We start from the raw sequence: 21,332 nt of genomic DNA, 5'->3' as shown, positions 1-21,332 counted from the left end.
TTTACCTCAATTAATGAGTCCTGAGCCTAGTTCTGCCGACATTATGTACCCCACATTTAGCAACAGTTATGCCTGCGGATCAGGCTGGCATACATTGGTACAATGTGAGGTTGGTTTTGTGAGGGTAAATTTTAACTATACTTTAGTATTGGTTTTGTGGGTTTTTTGCAAAATTTTTTGTAAAAACGCGTTTTTGGACTGATGTTATCAGGCGATTTTGCGAGTTTTGGTGCTTGTCAACCGTCTGTTTTTTCGGTCCCTGTAATTATAAATAGTTCATTTTTTCTTTTATCAATTTGATTTTGATATCTATTTTTTGCATTGCGTGACGTGGCCATGACAGGTTGGAAAAAAGAAACAGGGTTTATACAACAGGATAATTAAAACCGTCTTTTGGGAATTTGACAACTTGCGAAAGTTCCACATCCCAGACGGGTGTTTGGAGCCTTTTGGGTGTCGGAGGCCCCAGAATATGTTACCCGAAATTGTGAAGGAAAATGGTGGTATTTGGTCACGAAATTCGCCAAACTCCAGCTTGGTTTTGCATTATCTTGCAAAAAATTATCAAAATAAGAACAGGTTAGGGGAAGTTTGAAATGAAACGTCGTCAGTTTCTAAAAGGTGCCAGTTTGGGGGCAGGGGCGCTTGCCGCAACGGCTGCCGCACCGGCAATTGCATCAGCCCAGGACAAATTGAGCTGGCGGATGGTGATGCCCTGGCCGAAAGGGACGCCGGGACTGGGGACCAACGCCGAGAAATTTGCGGCCATCGTCAAGGAAATGAGCAACGACCGTTTGTCCATCACGGTGTATGGCGCGGGTGAACTTGTTCCGCCGTTTGAGTGCATGGATGCCGTTGAACAGGGTGTTGTCGAAATGGCACATGGCACCCCCTATTATTGGCAGGGTAAAAACCCGGTTCTGAACTATTTTACCACCATTCCTTTCGGTCTGACCGCTTGGGAATTGACGGCATGGCTGCGTTTTGGCGGTGGCCAGCAGCTTTGGGAACAGGTTTACGCCGATTTTGGTGTTGTACCATTTTATGCCGGGAATTCCGGCATGCAGGCCGGTGGCTGGTTCAACAAGGAAATCAACTCGGTTGACGACATCAAAGGCGTCAAAATGCGTTACGCCGGTTTGGGGGGTGAGGCAATGCGCCGGATCGGTGCCAACATCACCATGTTGCCGCCGGGCGAAATTCTGCCTGCCATGCAAAGCGGTGCCATTGATGCTGCCGAATGGGTCGGGCCGTGGAATGACCTGGCTTTTGGCCTGTATCAGGTTGCCAAATATTATTATGTTCCGGCCTTCCACGAACCCGGACCGGGCTTGGAAATTTTTGTTTCCAAGGAAAAATTCGACAGCCTCAGCCCCGATTTGCAGGCCATCATCCGTTATGCGGCACAGGCCATTGCCGAAAATACCTGGGCTGACTTCACCTTCAACAATATTGAATCCTATCAGCCCCTGATCGACAAAGGGGTCGAGGTGCGTCAGTTTCCTGATGATGTGATCATGGCGCTGGCGGATGCCAGCAAGGCCGCCGTTGAGGAAATCGCCAACAAAAGCGAGCTTAATAAAAAGATCAACGATTCTTACATGGATTTTGTCAAGAAAGCGGCCCGCTACGGCAAGGAGTTTGAGGCAACCGGCCTGTTGCAGCGTGCAAAGGTTTGGGGAGTCTGATTTCTTGCCATCAACTTTGCCGTTGGGACGCCATTAGGCATGCAAAACCGCTCTGTCAGGGGCAGGGCGGTTTTGTTTTCGCCAGGTTTGCATGTGCGAATGTTTGTGGATTTTGTCGTCGTTTTCTTGGCCTTTTGCCAAAGCCGGACGTTACGACAAACGCTTTGTTCGGTCTGAATGTTGCGCCGCAAACAATGGAAGGTATGCGATTTTCGCATGACTGCATCCCGAAAACGCGCATTGTTGCTGTTGGTAAAAGCAAAGACTCTGAGCCCTTGTAACGCATTGAATGGCATGGTTTTGTCGTTTTTGCGCAAAAAATTATCAAAATAAGTCTTCTGGAGCGTGAGATGGAACGTCGTAAATTTCTCAAGGGTGCCGGCCTTGCGGCAGGCGCAGTTGCTGGCGGCTTTGCCGCGCCTGCGATTGCCAAGGCTGATGATACCTTTAACTGGCGTATGGTTATGCCCTGGCCGAAGGGCTCGCCCGGATTGGGCGCGAATGGCGAGAAATTCGCCGAACGTGTCCGGAAAATGTCCGGCGGTCGCCTGAACATCAAGGTTTATGGCCCAGGCGAACTGGTTCCCGCCTTTGAATGTATGGACGCCGTGGAGCAGGGCGTGGCCGAAATGGCGCATGGTACGCCCTATTACTGGGCGGGCAAGGATGATGCCGTAAACTTCTTTTCGACCATTCCGTTTGGCCTGATGGGCTGGGAACTGTCGGGCTGGTTGCGTTTTGGTGGCGGTCAGGCCCTGTGGGAAGAACTCTATTCGCAGTTTAACGTTGTGCCGTTCCTGGCAGGTAATACTGGCCTGCAGGCTGGTGGCTGGTTTAACAAGGAAATCAATACCGTTGATGATATCAAGGGTATCAAGATGCGTTATGCCGGTATTGGTGGCGAGGCAATGCGCCGTTTGGGCGCGATTGTCACCATGCTGCCCGCAGCCGAAATTCTGCCGGCTTTGCAGTCAGGTGCGATTGACGCGGCTGAATGGGTTGGTCCCTGGAACGATTATGCCTTTGGTCTGACCCAGGTGGCCAAATATTATTATACCCCGGCATTCGCCGAACCAGGGACCGGCATTGAAGTCTTTATCAATAAAGACAAGTTCAATTCGCTGCCCGAAGAATTGCAGGAAATTGTGCGGGTTGCGGCCCAGGCCAACGCGGAAGAAACCCTGGCCGATTTCACCTATAACAATATCGAATCCTATCAGGCTGTTCTGAAAAAAAATATCGAGATCCGCCACTTCCCCGACGAGGTGATTAAGGCTCTGGCCAAACAGTCGATGGATGCGGTGAAGGAAATCGCGGCGAAAAAAGAACTCAACCAGCGCATTTACGATTCTTATATGGCGTTTACCAAAATTGCCGCCCCTTATGGCAAGGCATTCGAGGCGACCTGCCTGATGCAGCGCGCCAAGGTTTGGGAAGAATCCTGATTTTGCAGTCCTGACAGGGATTTGAGGTAAAAATACAAAGAAAGGGCGGTCCGTTTGGATCGCCCTTTTTTGATAGGGGATTTTTTGCCGGTGTCTGCTTGTCGCTGGTCAGTGCGGTTTTGCGGCACCTGGCGGCTGGGGCAGGTCAAAGGTAAAGCTTTCCTGCCCGGCATAATCGTCATGCGCAATGCGTTTGACCAGTTCTGCCGCCAGTGCCAGCGATGTTTCGATGGCCCATTTAAGCTGTTCAACTGCCCCTTTGTTGCCATCTGCCAGGGCCTCGGGCAGGATGCGTTCCTGCAGGAACTTTGCCACACCGGCAAAGGCGCGGGCTGCACTTTCGCAATTTTCCCGCAACACCATAAACCGGCCGGTTTTTTCAACGGCGTCGGCAATGCCGGACAAATGCCCCATCATCACGCGAATTTCGGGGTCGTCGGCAGCGGTTTTCCGGGCGACGAAACGTAAAATTCCGGCAAAAAAGGCATATTGCGAAGACATAATCACCTGGTGCTTAACAATTGGTCTTAGGGTTGATGTCCGTCGTTTTAGTCGATGATACCGGCATGGTATAGTGCAAACTGGGATTGAATGGACGTGCCCATGATGGCGGGCAAAAAGGGAATGCGCGGGGAAGATGCTTCAGGGTGGTTTGATATTTATCGTCGCGATGACCTATATCGGCCTGTTATTTGCCATTGCCTATTATGGCGATAAACATGCCCGGATGTGGCGAACATCCCGGTTAAAGCCGGTGATCTATGCGCTGTCGATGGCGGTTTACTGCACAAGCTGGACTTTTTTTGGCTCTGTCGGTACTGCCGCGCTGCACGGTTTTGCCTTTTTGCCCATCTATATCGGCCCGCTGGTCATGATGCTGGCGGGCTATCCGGTGATGGTGAAAATCGCAACCGTGTGCCGGGCGCAAAATATTACCTCGATTGCCGATTTTCTGGGCTCGCGTTATGGCAAAAGCCAAAGTCTGGCTGCCCTTGTCGCCGTGATCGCAATGGTTGGTATCCTGGCCTATATCGCCCTTCAGCTTAAGGCGGTTTCAACCTCGTTTGATGTGCTTTTGGGGCCGGTGGGCGAGGATGTGGTGCGCCATAGTGCGGCGAACTTCACCAAGGATACCGCCTTTTACGTGACCATCATGATGGCGGTTTTTGGCGTGCTGTTTGGCGTGCGCTATATTCATGCCTCCGAACATCATGACGGCCTTATTCTTGCCATTGCCTTTGAAAGTCTGGTCAAGCTGCTGGCGTTTCTGGCCGTTGGCCTGTTTGTGGTGTTTGGTTTGTTTGGCGGTGTTGGCGACCTTGCGCAAAAGGCGCGCGAATATCCGGATATTACCGCTCTGTTTGCCACTGAAAACTGGCTAACCCCGCATTTTTTCATTGCCTCGCTCATTGGCATGTTTGCCATTATCTGCCTGCCACGGCAGTTTCACGTTACCTTTGTTGAAAATGACGACAGCCGAAACCTTAAAACCGCGCGTTGGCTGTTTCCTGCCTATCTGGTGGCGATTAACCTGTTTGTGGTGCCGATTGCGGTTGCCGGATTGTTGCTGTTTAACGGGCAGGGGGTCGTAAACCCTGATACGTTTGTTCTGACCCTGCCCTTGCTGGGCGGGCAAAACGGTCTTGCGCTAATGGCGTTTGTTGGCGGTTTGTCGGCCAGTACCGGTATGGTGATTGTGTCCTGTGTTGCCGTCTCGACGATGGTGTGTAACGACCTGATCATGCCGGTCCTGCTGCGATTGCCGCGCCTTCGTGATCAGGCTACGGGGGATGTCAGCCAGCTTGTTTTAAAAATTCGCCGTATCGCCGTGCTGGTTTTGATGTTTCTGGCCTATGGCTTTTACCGGTTTCTGAGCGAAAAATATGCGCTGGCTGATATTGGGCTGCTGTCTTTTGCCGCTGTTGCACAATTTGCCCCGGCGGTGCTGGCCGCCCTGTATGTGAAGGCCATAAATCGAACCGGGGTGCGTTGGGGGCTGATCGGCGGGTTTGCCATGTGGTGCTATACCCTGTTAATGCCCTCCTTTGTTCAAAGCGGTTTTCTGCCGTCCGATATTTTGACAAATGGCCCGCTTGATATCGCCTTTTTGCGGCCTCAGGCCCTGTTCGGGCTTGATTTGGAACCGTTAACGCATGGGGTGATCTGGAGCCTTGGCGTCAATATCATATTGCTGTTGCTGGGCTCTGCGATGGGGATTCAGGGGGTCACGCAACGCCGCCAGGCGCAGGTGTTTGTGGATGTGGGGCGCAGCCCGGCGCAAACCCGCACCGATATTTGGCCGGGGCGCGTCACCATTGGCGAGCTTGAAAAGCTTGCGGCCCGGTTTTTGGGCGCGCAATGGGCTGAACGGGCGTTTGACACCTATCTGGCAAAACGGCGTGGTGATGCGAAGCGGGCCGATCTGGCCGATATTGATGCCAGCAATTTTACCGAACATTTGCTAAGTGGGGCTGTGGGTGCGGCATCCTCGCGGGTGGTGATGGCGCTTTTGCTGCCTGACCGGGCAGTTTCCCGGCGCGATGCGATGGAATTGCTTGATGAAGCCTCCGAAGCCATCAAGTTCAATCGCGACCTGCTGCTGAATACCCTGGAAAATATTTCACAGGGCGTGGGCGTGTTTGACCAGGATTTGCGCCTGGCCACCTGGAACCATCGTTTTATCGATTTGCTGGGCATTGCCGCGACCGATATTCAGGTGACAATGCCGTTGGCACACCTGGTGGAAACCTGCCGTCATACCGGGGCGCGGGCGGTGGATCTTGATATTTTGCTGGGGCGCAATGCAGCCCCGCAAATGCGCCGTTTGCCCCACACCTATGAACGCAAACGCAGTGACGGCATGGTGCTGGAAATTCGTACCAACCCGATGCCTGATGGCGGTTTTGTCGCGACAATTGCCGATATTACCGCCCGTGTCCGCACCGAGGATGCCCTGCGCGAAAGCGAACGCAACATTCGCATTTATACCGATAATATTCCGGTCATGATTGCGTATGCCGATAAAAATCAGCGTTTACGCTTTACCAATCGCCCCTATGAACGGATGTTCGGTTTGCGCCGGGCCGCGGCACATGGCCTGAGTGTGGCCGAGGCCGTGGGTGAAACCCGCTATAAACGACTTGCCCCGATGATTGCCGAGGTTTTGAAAGGCTACCGGCAAAGTTTTGAAATCGATTTTCCGCCAATGGAAGGCTTCACCGAGGAACGCTTTGCCGAAGGTACCTATATTCCCCATTTTGATGAAACCGGCGAGGTCTTGGGATATTTTTGTATTTACCATGACATTACCGAACGTCGCCTGGCAGAACAGGCCTTAAAGGAGGCCAATGAGGGGCTGGAGCAGCGGGTGATTGACCGGACCCGCGCTCTCGAGACCTTAAATAGCGAACTTTCCGTTGCCAAGGAACAGGCCGAAACTGCCAACGATACCAAAACGCGGTTTTTCGCCGCGGCCAGCCATGATTTGCTTCAGCCGTTAAATGCCGCCCGGCTGTTTACCGTTGCGTTGGGCGGTCGCTCCCTGCCTGAAGATGCGGCAGACCTGGTGGGGAAGGTTGATGTCTCGCTCAAAGGCGTCGAGGAGCTTTTGAACGAGCTTCTGGATATTTGTAAACTTGATGCCGGGGCAATGCAGCCAAGTTTGCAGGATTTCCCGGTCTCCAAAGTGCTCAATGCCCTGAAAACCGAATTTACACCAATTGCCGAACAGGCCGGTCTCCGGTTTAGCGTGCTGTCACGCGATATCTGGGTGCGCAGTGACAGCCGGTTGTTGCGCCGTATTTTGCAGAATTTCATTTCAAACGCGCTGCGTTACACCCGCAAGGGCGGCACGGTGGTGGGATGCCGTTTGCGCGGGGATGTGTTGCGTATCGAGGTGTGGGATAGCGGCCCCGGTATCCCCGAAGACAAACTGAAAATTATTTTTCGCGAATTTCACCGTCTTGAAAGCCCGGAAAATGTTGATGTCAAAGGGTTGGGGCTGGGGCTTGCCATTGTGGAACGCCTGGGCCGCCGTCTTGATCATACGGTGTCCGTCCGTTCCCGACCGGGGCGGGGAACGGTATTTTCGGTGGATGTGCCCTTGGGGGTTGCCGCCGCTGAAACCGTGCTGCCAACACCACGTCGCCGCCTGGGGGGCGAGTTGGGGGGATTGCGGGTTCTGTGCATCGATAATGAACCCGATATTCTGGCCGGAATGCGTGCCATGCTGGAAAACTGGAATTGTGTGGTGGCGACAGCCCGTTCTGGTACCGAGGCCGAATCCCTGATGGTGCCAACGGATCCGGACGAGGCTGCTTTTGTGCCTGATATTATCCTGGCCGATTATCATTTGAGTTCGGGCCAAACCGGGCTGGATGTATTATGCCATTTGCGTGATGACGTTGGTTTTGCAACACCGGGTATTATCATCACGGCGGATCGCAGCCCGGAAACGGCCGAGAAAATATCGGACCAGTCATTTGGTTTGTTAAACAAACCGCTTAAACCGGCAAAGTTGCGGGCATTGATGACCAAGTCTTTGATGCGTGCATCATAAGCCTGCTTTGGGTAACGCATTTGTGTTGGGGCGATTGGTCTTTTCTGCCTTATTTCGGCACAAAGCTGCATTATCGACGTTACCTGTTACATCGCATTGTGCGGTGATCTTGGTTTTGCAGTCATACAGGTGTGTCCTTGCGCGAAATATCCCGCTCTGTCATCGATAAAATCCGTCAGAAATCCCCGTTCGAGCCAAAAGTTCTGGCTGTTATGGCGGCAATTGCCGGATTTTTGTTGGTATTTGGCAAAGTTGCCGAAGACGTGTTCGAAGAGGAAAGCGGGGCCTTTGACAAAGCCATTTTGCTGCTGATGCGTCATGGAAATGATTTGTCCCAGCCCATCGGGCCAGCGTGGTTGCTGGGTGTTGTGCGCGATATTACCGCTTTGGGCGGTGTTGCCGTGTTGGCATTGTTTACATTTGTCGTAACGGCCTATTTATTGGTCGCGGGATACCGCCGCGCGGCATTTTGGGTTGTCGCCTCAATCGGGCTCGGCGCGGTGTTTGAAGAGGCCCTTAAAATTCTTTTTGATCGCGCCAGGCCCGATATTGTCCCGCACCTTGTGCCGGTGCACTCGCTGAGTTTTCCCAGCGCACACGCAATGTTATCGGCCATCACCTATCTAACGCTGGGCACCCTTGTCGCCCGGACGGAAAAGCGACTAAGGGTGCGGGTTTTTGTGGTAGCGGTCGGCGTGTTTATGACGCTTCTGATTGGTTCAAGCCGTCTTTATCTTGGCGTTCACTGGCCGACCGATGTGCTAGCAGGCTGGACATTGGGGGCGGCGTGGGTCCTGCTGTTCTGGCTTGTGTCGCGCAATCGCTTTTAGGGTTCGGACTTAGCGATTGGAAAAGGCCAGCTTTGCGCTTAGCAAGACGAACATGCCGGCAATACTGCGTCTTAGCCACAACATCACCCGGGGCCGTGTTAAAACATGGCGCCGGGCAAGTGCTGCAAACAGCCCATAACCCGTGAACACAACAAAGGTCATGATCATGAAAATGATGCCCAGCATGATCATGCGGGTGGTGCCGTCGGTTGCCGTTGCCGGAATGAACTGAGGCAGAAATGCCAGAAAAAACAATGTCAGTTTCGGATTGAGGATATTGATCAGGCAGCCATTTATTGCAATTTTGACGTGGCTTTTCTGTATTTGGGTTTCATCAACATCCATTGTTGAATGATCGCGCCAGATCATGAGTGCCATATATAGCAGGTAAGCCACACCAAGATAGCGCAATCCCTCGAATATCAGGGCGCTGGTATGTAGCAGGGCTGCAAGGCCGGTGACACTTGCGATCAGGGCGGGGACAATCCCGAATGTGCAGCCCAGTGCCGCCCAAGTGCCCGCCTTCCAGCCCCGAGTCAAGCCGGTGCCAAGGGTATAGATCACGCCGGTTCCCGGTAATAAAACCAGTATCAGCGATGTGATGAAAAATTCGATCGACATGATGGCTCCTGATCGCAATTGCAAGTAAGTGCCGTCACTATGCCGCTGAGAAGATGGTCAATCTTGAAGAAAATTGCGTGTCGGTAAGTCAGTTGCTGCCGATGGACCGGGCCAGTTTTCCCGGGCTGTAGCCGTAAAAACGTATAAATTGCCGGGTCATATGGCTTTGATCGGAAAATCCGGCCGCGATTGCGGCTTCCGCAAGGGGTGTTTTTTGCAAAATAAGCTGGCGGGCCAAAAGGGCGCGCCGCTGCACAAGGTAAGCATGTGGCGTATAGCCGGTTGCCCGGCTGAAGTTGCGGATTAACTGATATTTCCCCAAGCCACTCGTTTGTGCCAGCACGTCAAGTTGCAGGGTTTCGCCGGGTGCATCATCGATTTGCTGTTTCGCCCGGAAAACACCCGGTGCGATCAACCTGTTTTCGTCAGGCTGGTGTGCCTGTTCGAGGCTGGCGCGGGCCAGCAGAATTAAAAGCTCGTCATATTCAAAATTTTCATCGCCATCTGGCATATTTATTGAGGTCAAATGCCCGTAAATACGATTGAAATATTGCGTCAATGCCGGGCGGTGGAATATCGGGCTGGTGAATTCGTGTTCGGGTGCACCGCCCTCAAAGATGGCGTTTAGCGCATCTTTTAAAATGCCGGGCTGAAAATAAAGGATGCGCCATTGCCGTGGTTCGCCCGCCACGGGCACGCCATCGTGAATTTCACCGGGGTTAACCGTGATCACGGTGCCAGGGCCGGCTTCTACAATGCCGCGTCCACTGGCTGATTTTTGGCCGCCCTGATCAATTATGCCAATGCCATACACATCATGGCTGTGCCGTGCAAAATGATGCGCAGAGCAGGCGGCAACGGCTTCCGTTCCCGGGCGTGATGTTGGCAGGACGGCAATTTGTCCCTTGGTCATGGTGGCAACCTGTTTTCACAACTTGGCCGGCAATCATGCCCAAAAATGCCTTACCGGGCAAGGAGGTGGTAATGCGCAGGCATGCGATGTTGGCTGGTTTGATATTTTGACCCGCGTGCTTTGCTGTTGCATTTCGTCAATTTTGTTGCCGATCAGGGAAGGTGCAGGATGCCCGATCAATGCGGCATCCTGCTTTGGTTTCCCCTGAATTAAGGGTTCAGGGATTTGCGTTTGGCTTAGCCATAAACCGGTGATGCCATTTCACGGCTTGCTGTTTCGGTGGGGCCTGCATCAAAGATGCGGGTGGTGAAGGCGGCTTTCAGGCTTGCGGCTTCTCCCGGGAAATAATCCACGGCAAATTTTTTGGCATTTTCGATGGTATCGAAAGAATAAAAGCCACCAACGGTGCCAGTATGCAAACCCGACAGCCAGGTTTTGGCAAGCAAGCCCGGTTGCGCCTTTAGGACCGGGTTAAGGACAGGCCAGGGGGCATCGTTAAACGGCAAAACAGTGATCTGGATCTCGGTGTAAACAAAGGCTCCCGGTTTTTGGCGCGGTTTAACCCCGAAATGGGGGGACTGCATATCGATGCTGGCATCCCGCGCGGCATTGGCATCAAAAATGCGGGTGGTTTGGGCAACGCCAACATCGCGGGCTTCGGTCGGGAAATAATCCGTCACAAAGGATTGGGCATTTTCAATGCTGTCAAATTCGTAAAATCCACCGGCCGAATTGGTTTCAATGCCTGAAAGCCAGGTTTTATTGCGAAAACCGGGCAATTCACGGATGGCCGCGTTAACGCTCTGCCAGGGGACCTGGTCGAAGGGCGCGGAAATTTGCAGTTCGGTGTAAACAAAAGCAGCGTTTGACATTTTTCATCTTTCAAAAGGGCGCAAGGGTTCGTTGCCTGCCAGCCGTTTGAATTGGCGGGACAGGGCATGTGGGGACTTCTTGCGCAGATAGGTCCGGATGATTGGATTAAGTTGAGTAGGCTATTTAACCTGCCTTGGCAGGTGTTGGTCAGATGCACAATTCCATATTTGTCATCCTGTTTTTCAAAAATATAACGATCGTTATATTTAAGGTTTGATCGACAATGGCGGCGTTGTCAATTAAAAACATATCGGTCGTGATATTTTTAGGTCAGAACAGGTTTGAATCGTGGTCAGCAACAGGACACGCAAGGAAGAAACCCGCCAGAATATGCTATTGGCAGCCAGCCGGGGCTTTCGCGCCAATGGCTTTGCGGGCATCGGTGTTGATGGTATTGCGCGCGCGGCAAATGCGACGTCGGGCGCATTTTATGCCCATTTCGGTTCAAAAGACGGGGCATTTCGTGCGGCCCTTGAGCTGGGCCTGGATGAAGTTATTGAAAATATCCCGTTGTTTCAGCAGGACTTTGGCGCGGGCTGGATTGCGGCCTTTATTGAGTATTATATGGGCCGTGCGCACCGCGATGATCTGGCGTGTGGGTGCGCCATGACTAGCCTGTCCCCCGAACTTGCCCGCGCAGATGATGACACCCGCGACCTTTATGATCGTAAAATGAACCGCATTGCCGGCCTGATTGCACAAGGTCTGCCGCATATGCCCGAAGATACCCGCCTTGAAAAGGCATGGGCCTTTCTGGGCATATTAATCGGCGGGCTGACAATGGCGCGCGCCATGGTCAACGAAGAATCGATCACAGCGGTATCAACTGCCATCAGCAAAACAGCGGCGGAACTGATGGAGCCTGCGTTTTAATTCTTATTGATTTGCTGTGTATGGAGCGCGACCGATCAGACCTCGACTGCGGGTTCCTGAATTTGCAGTTCGCGGGCGACAATGACGGCCTGCGTGCGGCTATGCACCGAAAGCTTGCGCAGAATCGCCGAAACATGGGCCTTGATGGTGGCTTCGGTTACATCAAGCTCATAGGCAATCTGTTTGTTCAGCTTGCCTTCGGTCAGCATGTTCAAAACGCGTAATTGCTGAGGCGTGAGCTGGCTGACTTTGCGGGCAATGTCGCTGTTTCCGGAATCATCTGGTGTGTTTTCAATGGCGTCACGGGCCCAGTCCGGCATCCACATATTGCCATCCAGCACAGCGCGCATGGCATCGCCAATCTGGTCAACCGGGGCGGATTTGGGCACAAAGGCCGCCGCCCCATATTCAATGGCGCGCCGTACAACCGGCAAATCCTGGCTGGCAGACACAATTGTCACCGGAATATCGGGGTAGGAGGCGCGTAAGGTAAATAATCCGGTAAAGCCGTTCATGCCCGGCATATGCAGGTCCAGCAGGACAAGGTCGATATCCTGCCCCTGGCCGTGGCAGGCCTCGATCGCATCAATGGCGTCGCCAAGGCTGCCTGCTTCGTGGATGATAATATTGCTGAGTTCCGAACGAACGGCATGTGATAAAGCACCACGCATCAAAGGATGATCATCGGCAATCAATACGTGGAAAGCAGTTGTCATTAGCCGTTATTCCCCATCAACAGTAAGTTTATATCCGGATCGCGGGAAACCCACAATCGGTTCATTGCGCCTGCGCGCCACTTGCTGTCCTGCGGGATTTTGTTTTTGGGCGCGAACCGGAAAGGAAGTGAGGGAAACCAAAGAACACCTTCGCCCCACGAATGTGAAACTTCGGCCCCCCTCGCGCCACCGTCGATGATTATGCCGTGTAAATGCCCTCACGTAAACTCTGCATTTGTAGGTATCTGCATTCCGCGCTATTTGTGGGGGATAAATTGCCGATCTCGTACTTGCCAGCAAACCGCCACCATATTGTGCGATCTGTCATAAAAGTGCGACAGAACAAGGAAAAGGACCCCTTCATGTCGGAACAGCCCCAAGTCATTCGCCGCGAAGATTATACCGCACCGGCATTTCTGATCGAAACTGTCGAACTTGTATTTGACCTGGACCGCGAGGCGACAATTGTTGCTTCACGGCTGTCGCTTGTTGCGAATCCGGAACGCGGAACCGGGGCAGGCGATATGGTCAGCCTGGATGGCGAAGACATGAAACTGCTCTCGCTGAAGGTGGACGGCGTTGCCCTGCCGGCGGATGCTTATGAGGTGGACACAACGGGTTTACGCTTTAAGGCGCCCTCAGAGCGGTTTGTTGTTGAAATCGAAACTCGCATTTCGCCGGTTAACAATACCCGCCTGGAAGGCCTGTATGTTTCGCAAAGTGCCTATTGCACCCAGTGCGAGGCTGAAGGCTTTCGCCGGATTACCTATTTCATGGATCGTCCGGATGTGATGGCAACCTACCGTGTCACCATCAATGCCCCCAGGGAAAGCTGCCCGGTCTTGCTTTCTAACGGTAATCTGGTTTCAAGCACGGATCTGGAAGATGGCCGTCATCAGGCGGTTTGGGACGATCCGTTTCCCAAACCCTGTTATCTGTTTGCTCTGGTCGCGGGCGATCTCGCCTGTGTTGAAGACAGCTTTAAGACCATGTCGGGCCGGGATGTCGCGCTGCGCATTTTTGTCGAACATGGCAACGAGGATCGTTGCGATTATGCGATGGACTCGCTTAAACGTGCGATGAAGTGGGACGAGGATGTTTATGGTCTGGAATATGACCTGGACCTGTTTAATATCGTCGCCGTGTCGGACTTTAATATGGGCGCGATGGAAAACAAAAGCCTCAATGTTTTCAACGCCAAATACATCCTCGCCAAATCCGATACCGCAACGGATACCGATTATGAACTGATCGAATCGATTGTTGCGCATGAATATTTCCATAACTGGTCTGGTAACCGTGTGACCTGTCGTGACTGGTTCCAGCTTTCGCTCAAGGAAGGGTTGACTGTTTTTCGCGATCAGGAATTTTCCTCTGATCAGCGGTCGCGCCCGGTTCAGCGCATCAATGATGTTCAGCGCCTTCGTGCTGGCCAGTTCCCCGAGGATGGCGGGCCGTTGGCTCACCCGGTGCGGCCGGACAGCTATATTGAAATCAACAATTTCTATACCGCCACGGTTTACCAGAAGGGTGCCGAAGTCATTCGCATGATGCACACCCTGTTGGGGGCGGAAGGCTATCGCAAGGGCATTGATCTGTATTTTGAACGGCATGACGGTCAGGCCGTAACCTGTGACGATTTTGTCCGGGCAATGGAAGATGCCAATGGCGTTAATTTTGACCAGTTCCGTTTATGGTATTCGCAGGCCGGTACCCCCAATCTTGTCTGGGAAGGGAATTATGATGCCGATAAAAAGGTTTTCTGCCTGACGATTGAACAAAAAACCGAACCCACACCGGGCCAGACGCTTAAATCCGATCTGCAAATGCCGGTCAAGATTGGCCTGTTGGCCCGCGATGGGCGGGAGTTACATGCCCAAACCATTGACCTGACGCAGGCAAAACAGGACTTTCTGTTTGAAGATATTGCCGAGCAACCGGTGGTATCTTTCAACCGCGATTTTTCGGCCCCGGTGAATGTTGGCACCACACCGTCGCATGATGATCTTGCCTTTCTGATGGGCAACGATACCGATGCCTTCAACCGCTGGGAAGCCGGGCAGAAATATGCGTCCGACCTGCTGATTGCGGCCGTGCGGGCCTATGATAAATCCGGCGATGCCGATGCTGCCCTGGGTAATGTCGATGCGTTCTGTGACGCCTTGCGGGCAACCCTGACCAATGATGATTTGGACAAGGCATTTCGCGCCCAGGCCATGATCCTGCCTGGTGAAGCCATGTTGGCCGAACAATTGCGCCCGGCCGACCCCGAAGCCATCTATCAGGTTCGCCAGGCCTTGCGCCAAAAGGTTGCCATTGCCCTTCAGGATGAATTTGAAGCGGCTTATCGCCATAATGCGTCAAACGATGCCTATTCACCCGATGCCACATCGGCAGGCCAGCGGGCATTGCGGGCTGTTGCTCTGTCCTATTTGGCAGCAACCGGGGAGGGCGTGTTTATTGATCTGGCGCTGGCGCAATATCGCACCGCCGATAACATGACCGACCGTATGGCAGCCCTGACAGTCCTGAACAATCAGGATCATCCGGGCCGTGAAGAAGCCCTGGCCGATTTTGAAAGTCGCTTTGCCAATGACACGGTTGTGATTGATAAATGGTTCTCGCTTCAGGCCATGTCATCACGGACCGATACGCTAGAACAGATCAAAAAGCTGATGGAGCATCCGGCCTTCACCATGCGCAACCCCAACAAGGTTCGTGCGTTGGTGGGAACCTTCGCAATGGCCAATCAGCGCAATTTCCACGCGGCCGATGGCCGAGGCTATGCCTTCTATGCCGATCGTTTGATGGAACTTGATAACCTGAACCCGCAGGTTGCTGCGCGCCTTGCCGCACCATTGGGGAAATGGCGCAAGTTCGATGAGGACCGTGCCAGTAAAATGAAGGCCGAATTGAAGCGCATTCTCGCCAAGGAAAATCTCTCGCGCGATCTCTATGAAATCGCCAGCAAGTCTATCGCCGACTAAGCCTTTGGCAGCACCGACAGCGGTGACGGGCAGGCGAATGATGATGGCTTTATAACGAAAGGAAGCGGTGCCTTTAAATCGGTACCGCTTCCTTTGTGCTTGCGACGTATGTCAGATCAATTGCCGATTTTGACCCGAGAGCTAAAGGCAGCCATGCGGTCTGACAGGTTTTTTGCCATCTGCGACAGCTCGTGACTGGCGCTGTTCAGGTTATAGGCGGTTTTACCCGTGTTTTGGGCACCATCATTCACAAACCGGATCATTTCATCCATCGTTCCGGCACCTTGGGCGATACGCTGAACATTGTCTGAAATTTCACTGGTGGCACGGCGTTGTTCTTCGACCGAACTGGTGATGGTGTTCTGAATGTCATTGACCTGGTGAATCACATCCCCCACCGTGCTGATGGATTTTGCCGCTTTTTGCACTTCAGTCTGGATTGCGCCGGTCAGGTCGCCAATTTTGCCTGTGGCATTCGCCGTCTGATCCGCAAGTGATTTGACCTCTTCTGCAACAACAGCAAAGCCCTTGCCCAGTTCGCCTGCACGTTCCGCCTCGATGGTAGCATTCAGTGACAAAAGCTTGGTGCGATGTGCGATATCGTTAATCAGATCAATGATCGATCCGATCTCTGAACTCGCATTTTCCAGTGACACTATGTTGCGTTGTGATTCTTCCGCTTCCGATCGTGCCCGTTCTGTAACGGTGCTGGCATCCCCGGCCTGGCGGTTGATTTCCGCAATGGATGACGAAAGTTCTTCCACGGCGGTCGCAACATTTTGCGTGTTTGACGCCGCATCGCGCGAAACATCCAGCGCCGTGCCCGATTGGGTAATGGTTTCCTCCGACTGGTTTGTTAAATTTCGCGCCAGTTCCAGCAACATTTCCGACTGTTGTGTCACCGAGCGGGCGACATTTTCCACTTCCACTACCAGTTCCTGGATGGCAAGGCGGCTTTCTTCGCGTTCGCTCACATTGTTCCATGCCAGCATGGTGCCAACCAGTTTGTTGTCCTTGTCCCGCACGGGGGCGGCCAAAATGTCCAGATGGTTGCTGTCACTCTGGCGGACTTCTTCAAACGGAAGATTATCCGGATTTCTTAGTTTTCCAAGGAACTCTGGGCCTAGTTCCAGGAAATCTTCCCCGACGGCGTCGGCATCCGCCCCCAGATAGCGTTTTGCGCTGGCATTCAGGTAGGTCAGTTTGCCCTCGGGGGATATAAGTGCCGTCATGGTTGGCGTGTTTTCCACCATATTTTGCAAAATCATGGCGTGACGGACGGATTCGCGCAATTGAACCAGCGCCTTGCGCATTTCGCCAATTTCGTCATTGCCAACTTTGGGGAGGCGCACGCCGGTATCGCCATCGGCGATGGATGTCATGGCACGGGCAAAGCCGCGCAGATTGCGAAATACCGTAAATTTCAGCAATAACCATCCCGCAACCCAGCCAATGCCCAAAACGCCCACCAGCAACTCGATCGACAGGGTCCGAAGTTGGTCCGTGCGGTCATAAAAATCGGTGATGTCCCGGGTAAAGGTTGCCTTTGCCCATTGCCCGCCACGGCCATTGCCGATACTCACATCGACAGAGGCCCGTCGGGCCGACATATCCTGGCCATTTGTTGTGACGTCTTTGGTGGCATCTTTTGACGGGGCGTTGGCGGATCCACCGTCATTTTCCAGGCTTTCAAATAACAGCTGGCCGTCATTCCCGATGATGCGGAAATCCCCACCAAGCACATCACCCATTCCCTGCAAGATGGGCAGCGGGTCTGTGACGACTTCAAGAAACCCGACGGCCCGAAAACCGCCAATCGGCAAAATCATGCTAAAAACGGGGCGACCGTCTTTCATATGCCAGATATAGGAAACGGTCTTGCGGGAGTCCGCCTTGTCGCGTGATTTCAGCATGTCGTATAGGGCGGGATCATCGGTAACGCTTTCGCCATTACTGCCATCCGATGCGGCAACTTTGTTAAAATCGCCGTCATAGGCAATGGTCTGGATCAGGTTAATCTCGCCCTGCGTAACCTGGCGCGCATTCGAGAAAAAGTTCAGTTCGGTTTTGGTATTCTCTACATTATTTTCCTGTAGAGCTTTTACCAGTCGTGTCGTGCGTGACCAGTCATTCATCACCGGGATGATTCGGTTCGCATAGTCATTAATGACCCGTGATCTGACGAAAAAGTTGACCGTGCTGCTAACCGAACTGTTTAGCGTTTCCACGGCAAAGTCGCGGTATCTGTCACCCGTCCATAAAAGCATCCATGCAACAGTTCCCGACAGTAAAAGTCCGATTACCAACAGGATACGGCGCAGTGTCAAGATGCTTGCGCTCTTTGCTCCCATAGCCGAATTCACGGCCTTTTCTCCCTTCATTCAACACCCTCCTAAGTCACCTGAATTTTTATGTCTGTATTGAATGTGACCTCCCGTTGCGCTTTGGTTGTGCGCCACTGGCACAATCCAAACAGAGCTTCAATATAAAGACAACAGTTCTGACATGGATTCCGCTGCTTTTTTCGATATTGATGAGAATGTGGGATTGGCACGCAGTCGCCGGTTCTTGTGGGGTGTTGTTTTGTGGCTCATGCAAGTGATTTTTACCGGGACAAAAATAATTGCGAATGTGTGTGATAATCGTTTGCAATTAAATCCGGGTTCGGGTATGACTGTTTTTGTCACTGGCCAACGGAACTTCTGTTGGCAATACGGCTTCCGGAAGACATGGCGTATTCGGAAGTTTTTCTTCGGGACTCTCTCCCCGAAGGTCGATCTCTCTCACTTGAGGGGCTGGCATCCGGTCTTTGTGCGGGACAAAACCGGGCTCAATGCCAGCCCTTATTTTTTTGCCATTTTTCCATATCAGGTCAATCTGCTGCTAAATTGTCGGCATTTAAGTGTTTTTTAAACGGCCTTGCGGTTAGAAATAACGCTGGCGTGCTTTTGTGTGCGCAATTTGCCGTTTCATTTTAACAGGGCGCCCTAAATTGGCCGATAATGACCCGAAAAATGCCAGCGATGGTCCCCGACAAGGCGCGTCAAAGGCACCTTTGCCCGCATTTTTTTATGGTCAGGGCCGAACTGGACATACACCCCGTTCGGCTTCTTCGTTTTCGGCAACGCGCGATGATCAGTCATCGCCCTCTTTTTTGACCACAAACAGGACATTCGCAGACATGGATCGCAAAACATTATTGGGGCTTATTACCGGGGCCTGCATGCTCGGCCTGGTCTTGTTTTTCGGTGGTATGCTGGTTGGTGCCGGGCTGTTTATGGGGCCCGATGCGCCGCAAAATACATCATCCATCGCCGATGACGGCGATATGGAAGTACTGGCGCAAAACAAGGCCCCGCGTGTGCAAACCGAAATCGCCCCGCGCCAAAACGAAACGTTGACGCCGGATGCCGATACACCAAACAATACTGACAGCTCGTCAACCGGGGACAATATACCGTCTTCGGATGCCTCTGGCGTGGATGCAGCCCAGGGCAATGATCCGGTAGGTGATTTGATCGCGGAAAAAACGGGCGAGGAGGATGGCGTAAAGGCGGGCACAAGCGATCCCGTTACGGCACCCGACGCGCCAGCCGCACCTGAAATCCGCGATATGCCGCAAACCACCGGGCAAGCTGACACTAGTGGCGTAGACAGCGGCGAAAAATCGCAAGCCGACGAAGATACCGCATCGGTGACGCCAGAGGCGCCCAAGCCCGAAGCCCCGGCAATTCGCAAGGAATCCAAGCCCCCCAAACCGGTATCGACATCGGAATCCACGGCCAGGACGGGCACAAAAGATACGTCTGAAATTGCGTCATCGGCGGCCCTGCATCGCGAACCGGGCAGTAAAAACATGCCCTATTCCATTCAGGTCGGGGCCTTCAAGGTCGATACCAATGCCCGCCAGCGTGCCGGGGAATTGCGCAAAAAAGGTCTCGAGGTCGCGGTGGTCGAACGCGCAAATAATGGTGCGACCTGGTATTATGTGCGTGTGGGTGCCTATGAAGATGCGGCTTCGGCGCGTTCGGGGGCGGAAAAGGTTAAAAAAGATACGGGAATTGACGGTTTTCCGGTTCGTGCCGAACCCAATGACAAGAAAATCGATTGATCTGTTCTTTGACCCGTTCGTTGCGGAAAGATCCTGATCATGAAGGGCAGGCGCCGGTGTTTGAACATCGGCGTTTGCTTTTTGGGGCAAAACTGCGGCATTCTGCAAACCGGGTGGGGCAGGGGCTTGCCTTATGCCGGCAAACCCGCTAGGTCACTTTCCAAACATTCCGGCGCAGTGTAAGTGTAATTGAGGATGGCTGGCAGCATCATGACTATTCAAACCGAATTTCCCAACCTTCATATTCTGGACCATCCGCTGATCCAGCATAAACTGACGCATATGCGCAAGGTCGATACCTCAACCAAGACGTTTCGTCAGCTTCTGCGCGAAATCGCCCTGTTGATGGGCTATGAAATCACGCGCGAACTGCCGGTCAGCTTTGAAGAGATCGAAACGCCGATCTGCAAGATGGATGCACCGGTGATCCAGGGCCGCAAACTGGCGGTGGTGCCGATCCTTAGAGCCGGTCTTGGCATGGCCGATGGTCTGATCGAACTGATGCCCTCTGCCCGTATCGGTCACATTGGCATGTATCGCGACCCGAAAACCCATTTGCCGGTCGAATATCTGGTAAAACTGCCCGAAGTCGAGGGCCGGACCTTTATTCTGGTCGATCCGATGCTGGCCACGGGGAATTCGGCCGTGGCCGCCATTGATGTGCTCAATAAACACGGGGTCAAAGACCAGGATATTCGCTTTATGGCTTTGGTTGCCGCCCCCGAAGGTGTGCGCGTGTTCCAGGAGGCTCACCCTGATGTGCCGGTTTACACCGCCGGTCTTGACGAAAAGCTGAATGAAAAGGCCTATATTGTGCCTGGGCTTGGCGATGCCGGTGACCGTCTTTTTGGCACGCGCTGATTATCGGGTTATTTTGCGACGATCGTAAATCAAAGGCTGCATTCCCTAAATCGGAATGCAGCCTTTTTCGTGCCGAGATGAGAAATAAGCGATCAGCCCTTGGGGGATACGGTAATATCCACCGTGGACCCGCCAAAAGATCCGCCGGTCAGTTTGATGGTGGCAACGCGGCTTTCCCGGTCATAAACCAGAACACTGACATCGGCGCGCACCACTGTGACTTTGCTCCAGCCAAAATTGGGCATTTCGCGTTCATAAAAGTCGTACATTTGTGCGGTTGATGCGCCCGAATTTAATACAAGTCGCCCGGTCCAGGCATCCGATGCGCCAAAAATGATGCTGCGATCCATATCCAGTGTCGAATTGGACGGCATGGGAATATCGGTAAATTTATTAAAGGACGGGACCGATGAACCTCCTTTGGCGCTCTGGCTGCTCGCCGTCGTGCCCGACGAGCCGCTCGCCATCTGGGACAGGTTTTCGCATCCGCCTAAAATCAGCGAAGCTGCCAATGCCACACCATATAGGCCATGTCGTAAAGTGATCATGTTTTCCTGTTCCTCATCTTGATCGGCTTATTCTATTATCCTGCATAATCAAGTTGTCCGGTAAAATAAAGGTTCACAATCATCAATTCCGGTCTTTTTCCAACATATCTTGTGCAATGCACCGTTCAGAAGGCGTTATGTGCTGTGTTGTGCCCAGGGGTGCGTTGAGTTATATGCTCCTCAACTTAAGGTGACGTTGCGTCCTTCTTGCGGTAGGCGGGTATTCGAGGGCCTAATTAAGTCATTGTTTTTCAATGATTTTGAGAAAAGTTCCCGGAAAATCACATTTTCTTCAAAAAAGGTGTTTA

At 52.9% G+C, this 21,332-nt stretch carries 16 protein-coding genes; 9 read left to right on the top strand and 7 right to left on the bottom strand.

All coding sequences use genetic code 11. From position 1 onward, the window contains the following. The first annotated feature begins 596 nt into the window (after nt 1-596). Nucleotides 597-1,688 carry a TRAP transporter substrate-binding protein gene (locus TH25_RS23820; RefSeq protein ID WP_114090743.1) on the top strand — a complete coding sequence of 364 codons (1,092 nt, stop codon included), beginning with the start codon at nt 597-599 and terminating at the stop codon, nt 1,686-1,688. Nucleotides 1,689-2,038: 350 nt separating this feature from the next. Continuing rightward, the gene (locus tag TH25_RS23815) at nt 2,039-3,133 is read left to right on the top strand and encodes a TRAP transporter substrate-binding protein (protein WP_114090742.1); all 1,095 of its coding nucleotides are present in this window, start codon (nt 2,039-2,041) and stop codon (nt 3,131-3,133) included. Nucleotides 3,134-3,241: 108 nt separating this feature from the next. Here the strand turns inward: TH25_RS23815 and TH25_RS23810 are convergent, their stop codons facing one another. Then, nucleotides 3,242-3,634, bottom strand: a complete 393-nt coding sequence (locus tag TH25_RS23810; RefSeq protein WP_114090741.1) for a hypothetical protein — start codon at nt 3,632-3,634, stop codon at nt 3,242-3,244. 136 nt (nt 3,635-3,770) lie between these two features. On the opposite strand from TH25_RS23810, the gene TH25_RS23805 reads away from it, so the two are divergent. Then, nucleotides 3,771-7,691: a hybrid sensor histidine kinase/response regulator gene (locus tag TH25_RS23805; RefSeq protein ID WP_114090740.1), complete on the top strand. Its 3,921-nt coding sequence runs from the start codon at nt 3,771-3,773 to the stop codon at nt 7,689-7,691. 137 nt (nt 7,692-7,828) lie between these two features. Then, the gene (locus tag TH25_RS23800; RefSeq protein WP_220151498.1) at nt 7,829-8,521 is read left to right on the top strand and encodes a phosphatase PAP2 family protein; all 693 of its coding nucleotides are present in this window, start codon (nt 7,829-7,831) and stop codon (nt 8,519-8,521) included. Between the two features lie 9 nt (nt 8,522-8,530). Here the strand turns inward: TH25_RS23800 and TH25_RS23795 are convergent, their stop codons facing one another. The 3 genes from TH25_RS23795 to TH25_RS23780 all read right to left on the bottom strand — a co-directional run bounded on the left by TH25_RS23795 (nt 8,531) and on the right by TH25_RS23780 (nt 10,927). Continuing rightward, nucleotides 8,531-9,142, bottom strand: coding sequence for a LysE family translocator (locus TH25_RS23795; RefSeq protein WP_114090739.1), 612 nt, complete (start codon nt 9,140-9,142; stop codon nt 8,531-8,533). 88 nt (nt 9,143-9,230) lie between these two features. Beyond that, nucleotides 9,231-10,055 (bottom strand): AraC family transcriptional regulator, encoded by an 825-nt coding sequence (locus TH25_RS23790; RefSeq protein ID WP_114090738.1) that lies wholly within the window; start codon nt 10,053-10,055, stop codon nt 9,231-9,233. Between the two features lie 236 nt (nt 10,056-10,291). After that, the gene (locus TH25_RS23780; protein WP_114090736.1) at nt 10,292-10,927 is read right to left on the bottom strand and encodes a YdhR family protein; all 636 of its coding nucleotides are present in this window, start codon (nt 10,925-10,927) and stop codon (nt 10,292-10,294) included. 289 nt (nt 10,928-11,216) lie between these two features. On the opposite strand from TH25_RS23780, the gene TH25_RS23775 reads away from it, so the two are divergent. After that, the gene (locus TH25_RS23775) at nt 11,217-11,801 is read left to right on the top strand and encodes a TetR/AcrR family transcriptional regulator (RefSeq protein ID WP_114090735.1); all 585 of its coding nucleotides are present in this window, start codon (nt 11,217-11,219) and stop codon (nt 11,799-11,801) included. A 35-nt stretch (nt 11,802-11,836) separates the two neighbouring features. On the opposite strand, the gene TH25_RS23770 is transcribed toward TH25_RS23775, so the two are convergent. Continuing rightward, the gene (locus TH25_RS23770) at nt 11,837-12,517 is read right to left on the bottom strand and encodes a response regulator (RefSeq protein ID WP_114090734.1); all 681 of its coding nucleotides are present in this window, start codon (nt 12,515-12,517) and stop codon (nt 11,837-11,839) included. A gap of 362 nt (nt 12,518-12,879) precedes the next feature. On the opposite strand from TH25_RS23770, the gene pepN reads away from it, so the two are divergent. Next, the gene (gene pepN, locus TH25_RS23765; RefSeq protein ID WP_114090733.1) at nt 12,880-15,504 is read left to right on the top strand and encodes an aminopeptidase N; all 2,625 of its coding nucleotides are present in this window, start codon (nt 12,880-12,882) and stop codon (nt 15,502-15,504) included. Nucleotides 15,505-15,620: 116 nt separating this feature from the next. Here pepN and TH25_RS23760 read toward each other — a convergent pair whose 3' ends face one another. Next, nucleotides 15,621-17,885 carry a methyl-accepting chemotaxis protein gene (locus tag TH25_RS23760; RefSeq protein WP_258549292.1) on the bottom strand — a complete coding sequence of 755 codons (2,265 nt, stop codon included), beginning with the start codon at nt 17,883-17,885 and terminating at the stop codon, nt 15,621-15,623. 124 nt (nt 17,886-18,009) lie between these two features. Between TH25_RS23760 and TH25_RS24825 the strand changes: the two genes are divergently transcribed. The 3 genes from TH25_RS24825 to upp all read left to right on the top strand — a co-directional run bounded on the left by TH25_RS24825 (nt 18,010) and on the right by upp (nt 20,476). Then, complete coding sequence (locus tag TH25_RS24825; protein WP_147253088.1) at nt 18,010-18,417, top strand: hypothetical protein; 408 nt, start codon at nt 18,010-18,012, stop codon at nt 18,415-18,417. A gap of 268 nt (nt 18,418-18,685) precedes the next feature. Beyond that, nucleotides 18,686-19,615, top strand: coding sequence for an SPOR domain-containing protein (locus tag TH25_RS23755; RefSeq protein WP_114090731.1), 930 nt, complete (start codon nt 18,686-18,688; stop codon nt 19,613-19,615). Nucleotides 19,616-19,825: 210 nt separating this feature from the next. Next, the gene (gene upp / locus TH25_RS23750; protein WP_114090744.1) at nt 19,826-20,476 is read left to right on the top strand and encodes a uracil phosphoribosyltransferase; all 651 of its coding nucleotides are present in this window, start codon (nt 19,826-19,828) and stop codon (nt 20,474-20,476) included. 92 nt (nt 20,477-20,568) lie between these two features. On the opposite strand, the gene TH25_RS23745 is transcribed toward upp, so the two are convergent. Beyond that, nucleotides 20,569-21,024 carry a hypothetical protein gene (locus tag TH25_RS23745; RefSeq protein WP_258549291.1) on the bottom strand — a complete coding sequence of 152 codons (456 nt, stop codon included), beginning with the start codon at nt 21,022-21,024 and terminating at the stop codon, nt 20,569-20,571. Nucleotides 21,025-21,332: the final 308 nt, after the last annotated feature.

The organism is Thalassospira profundimaris, assembly GCF_003326755.1.
GTDB lineage: Bacteria > Pseudomonadota > Alphaproteobacteria > Rhodospirillales > Thalassospiraceae > Thalassospira > Thalassospira profundimaris_B.
Note: the sequence above shows the minus strand (reverse complement) of the source record. Positions and strands in the feature narration are given on the sequence as shown.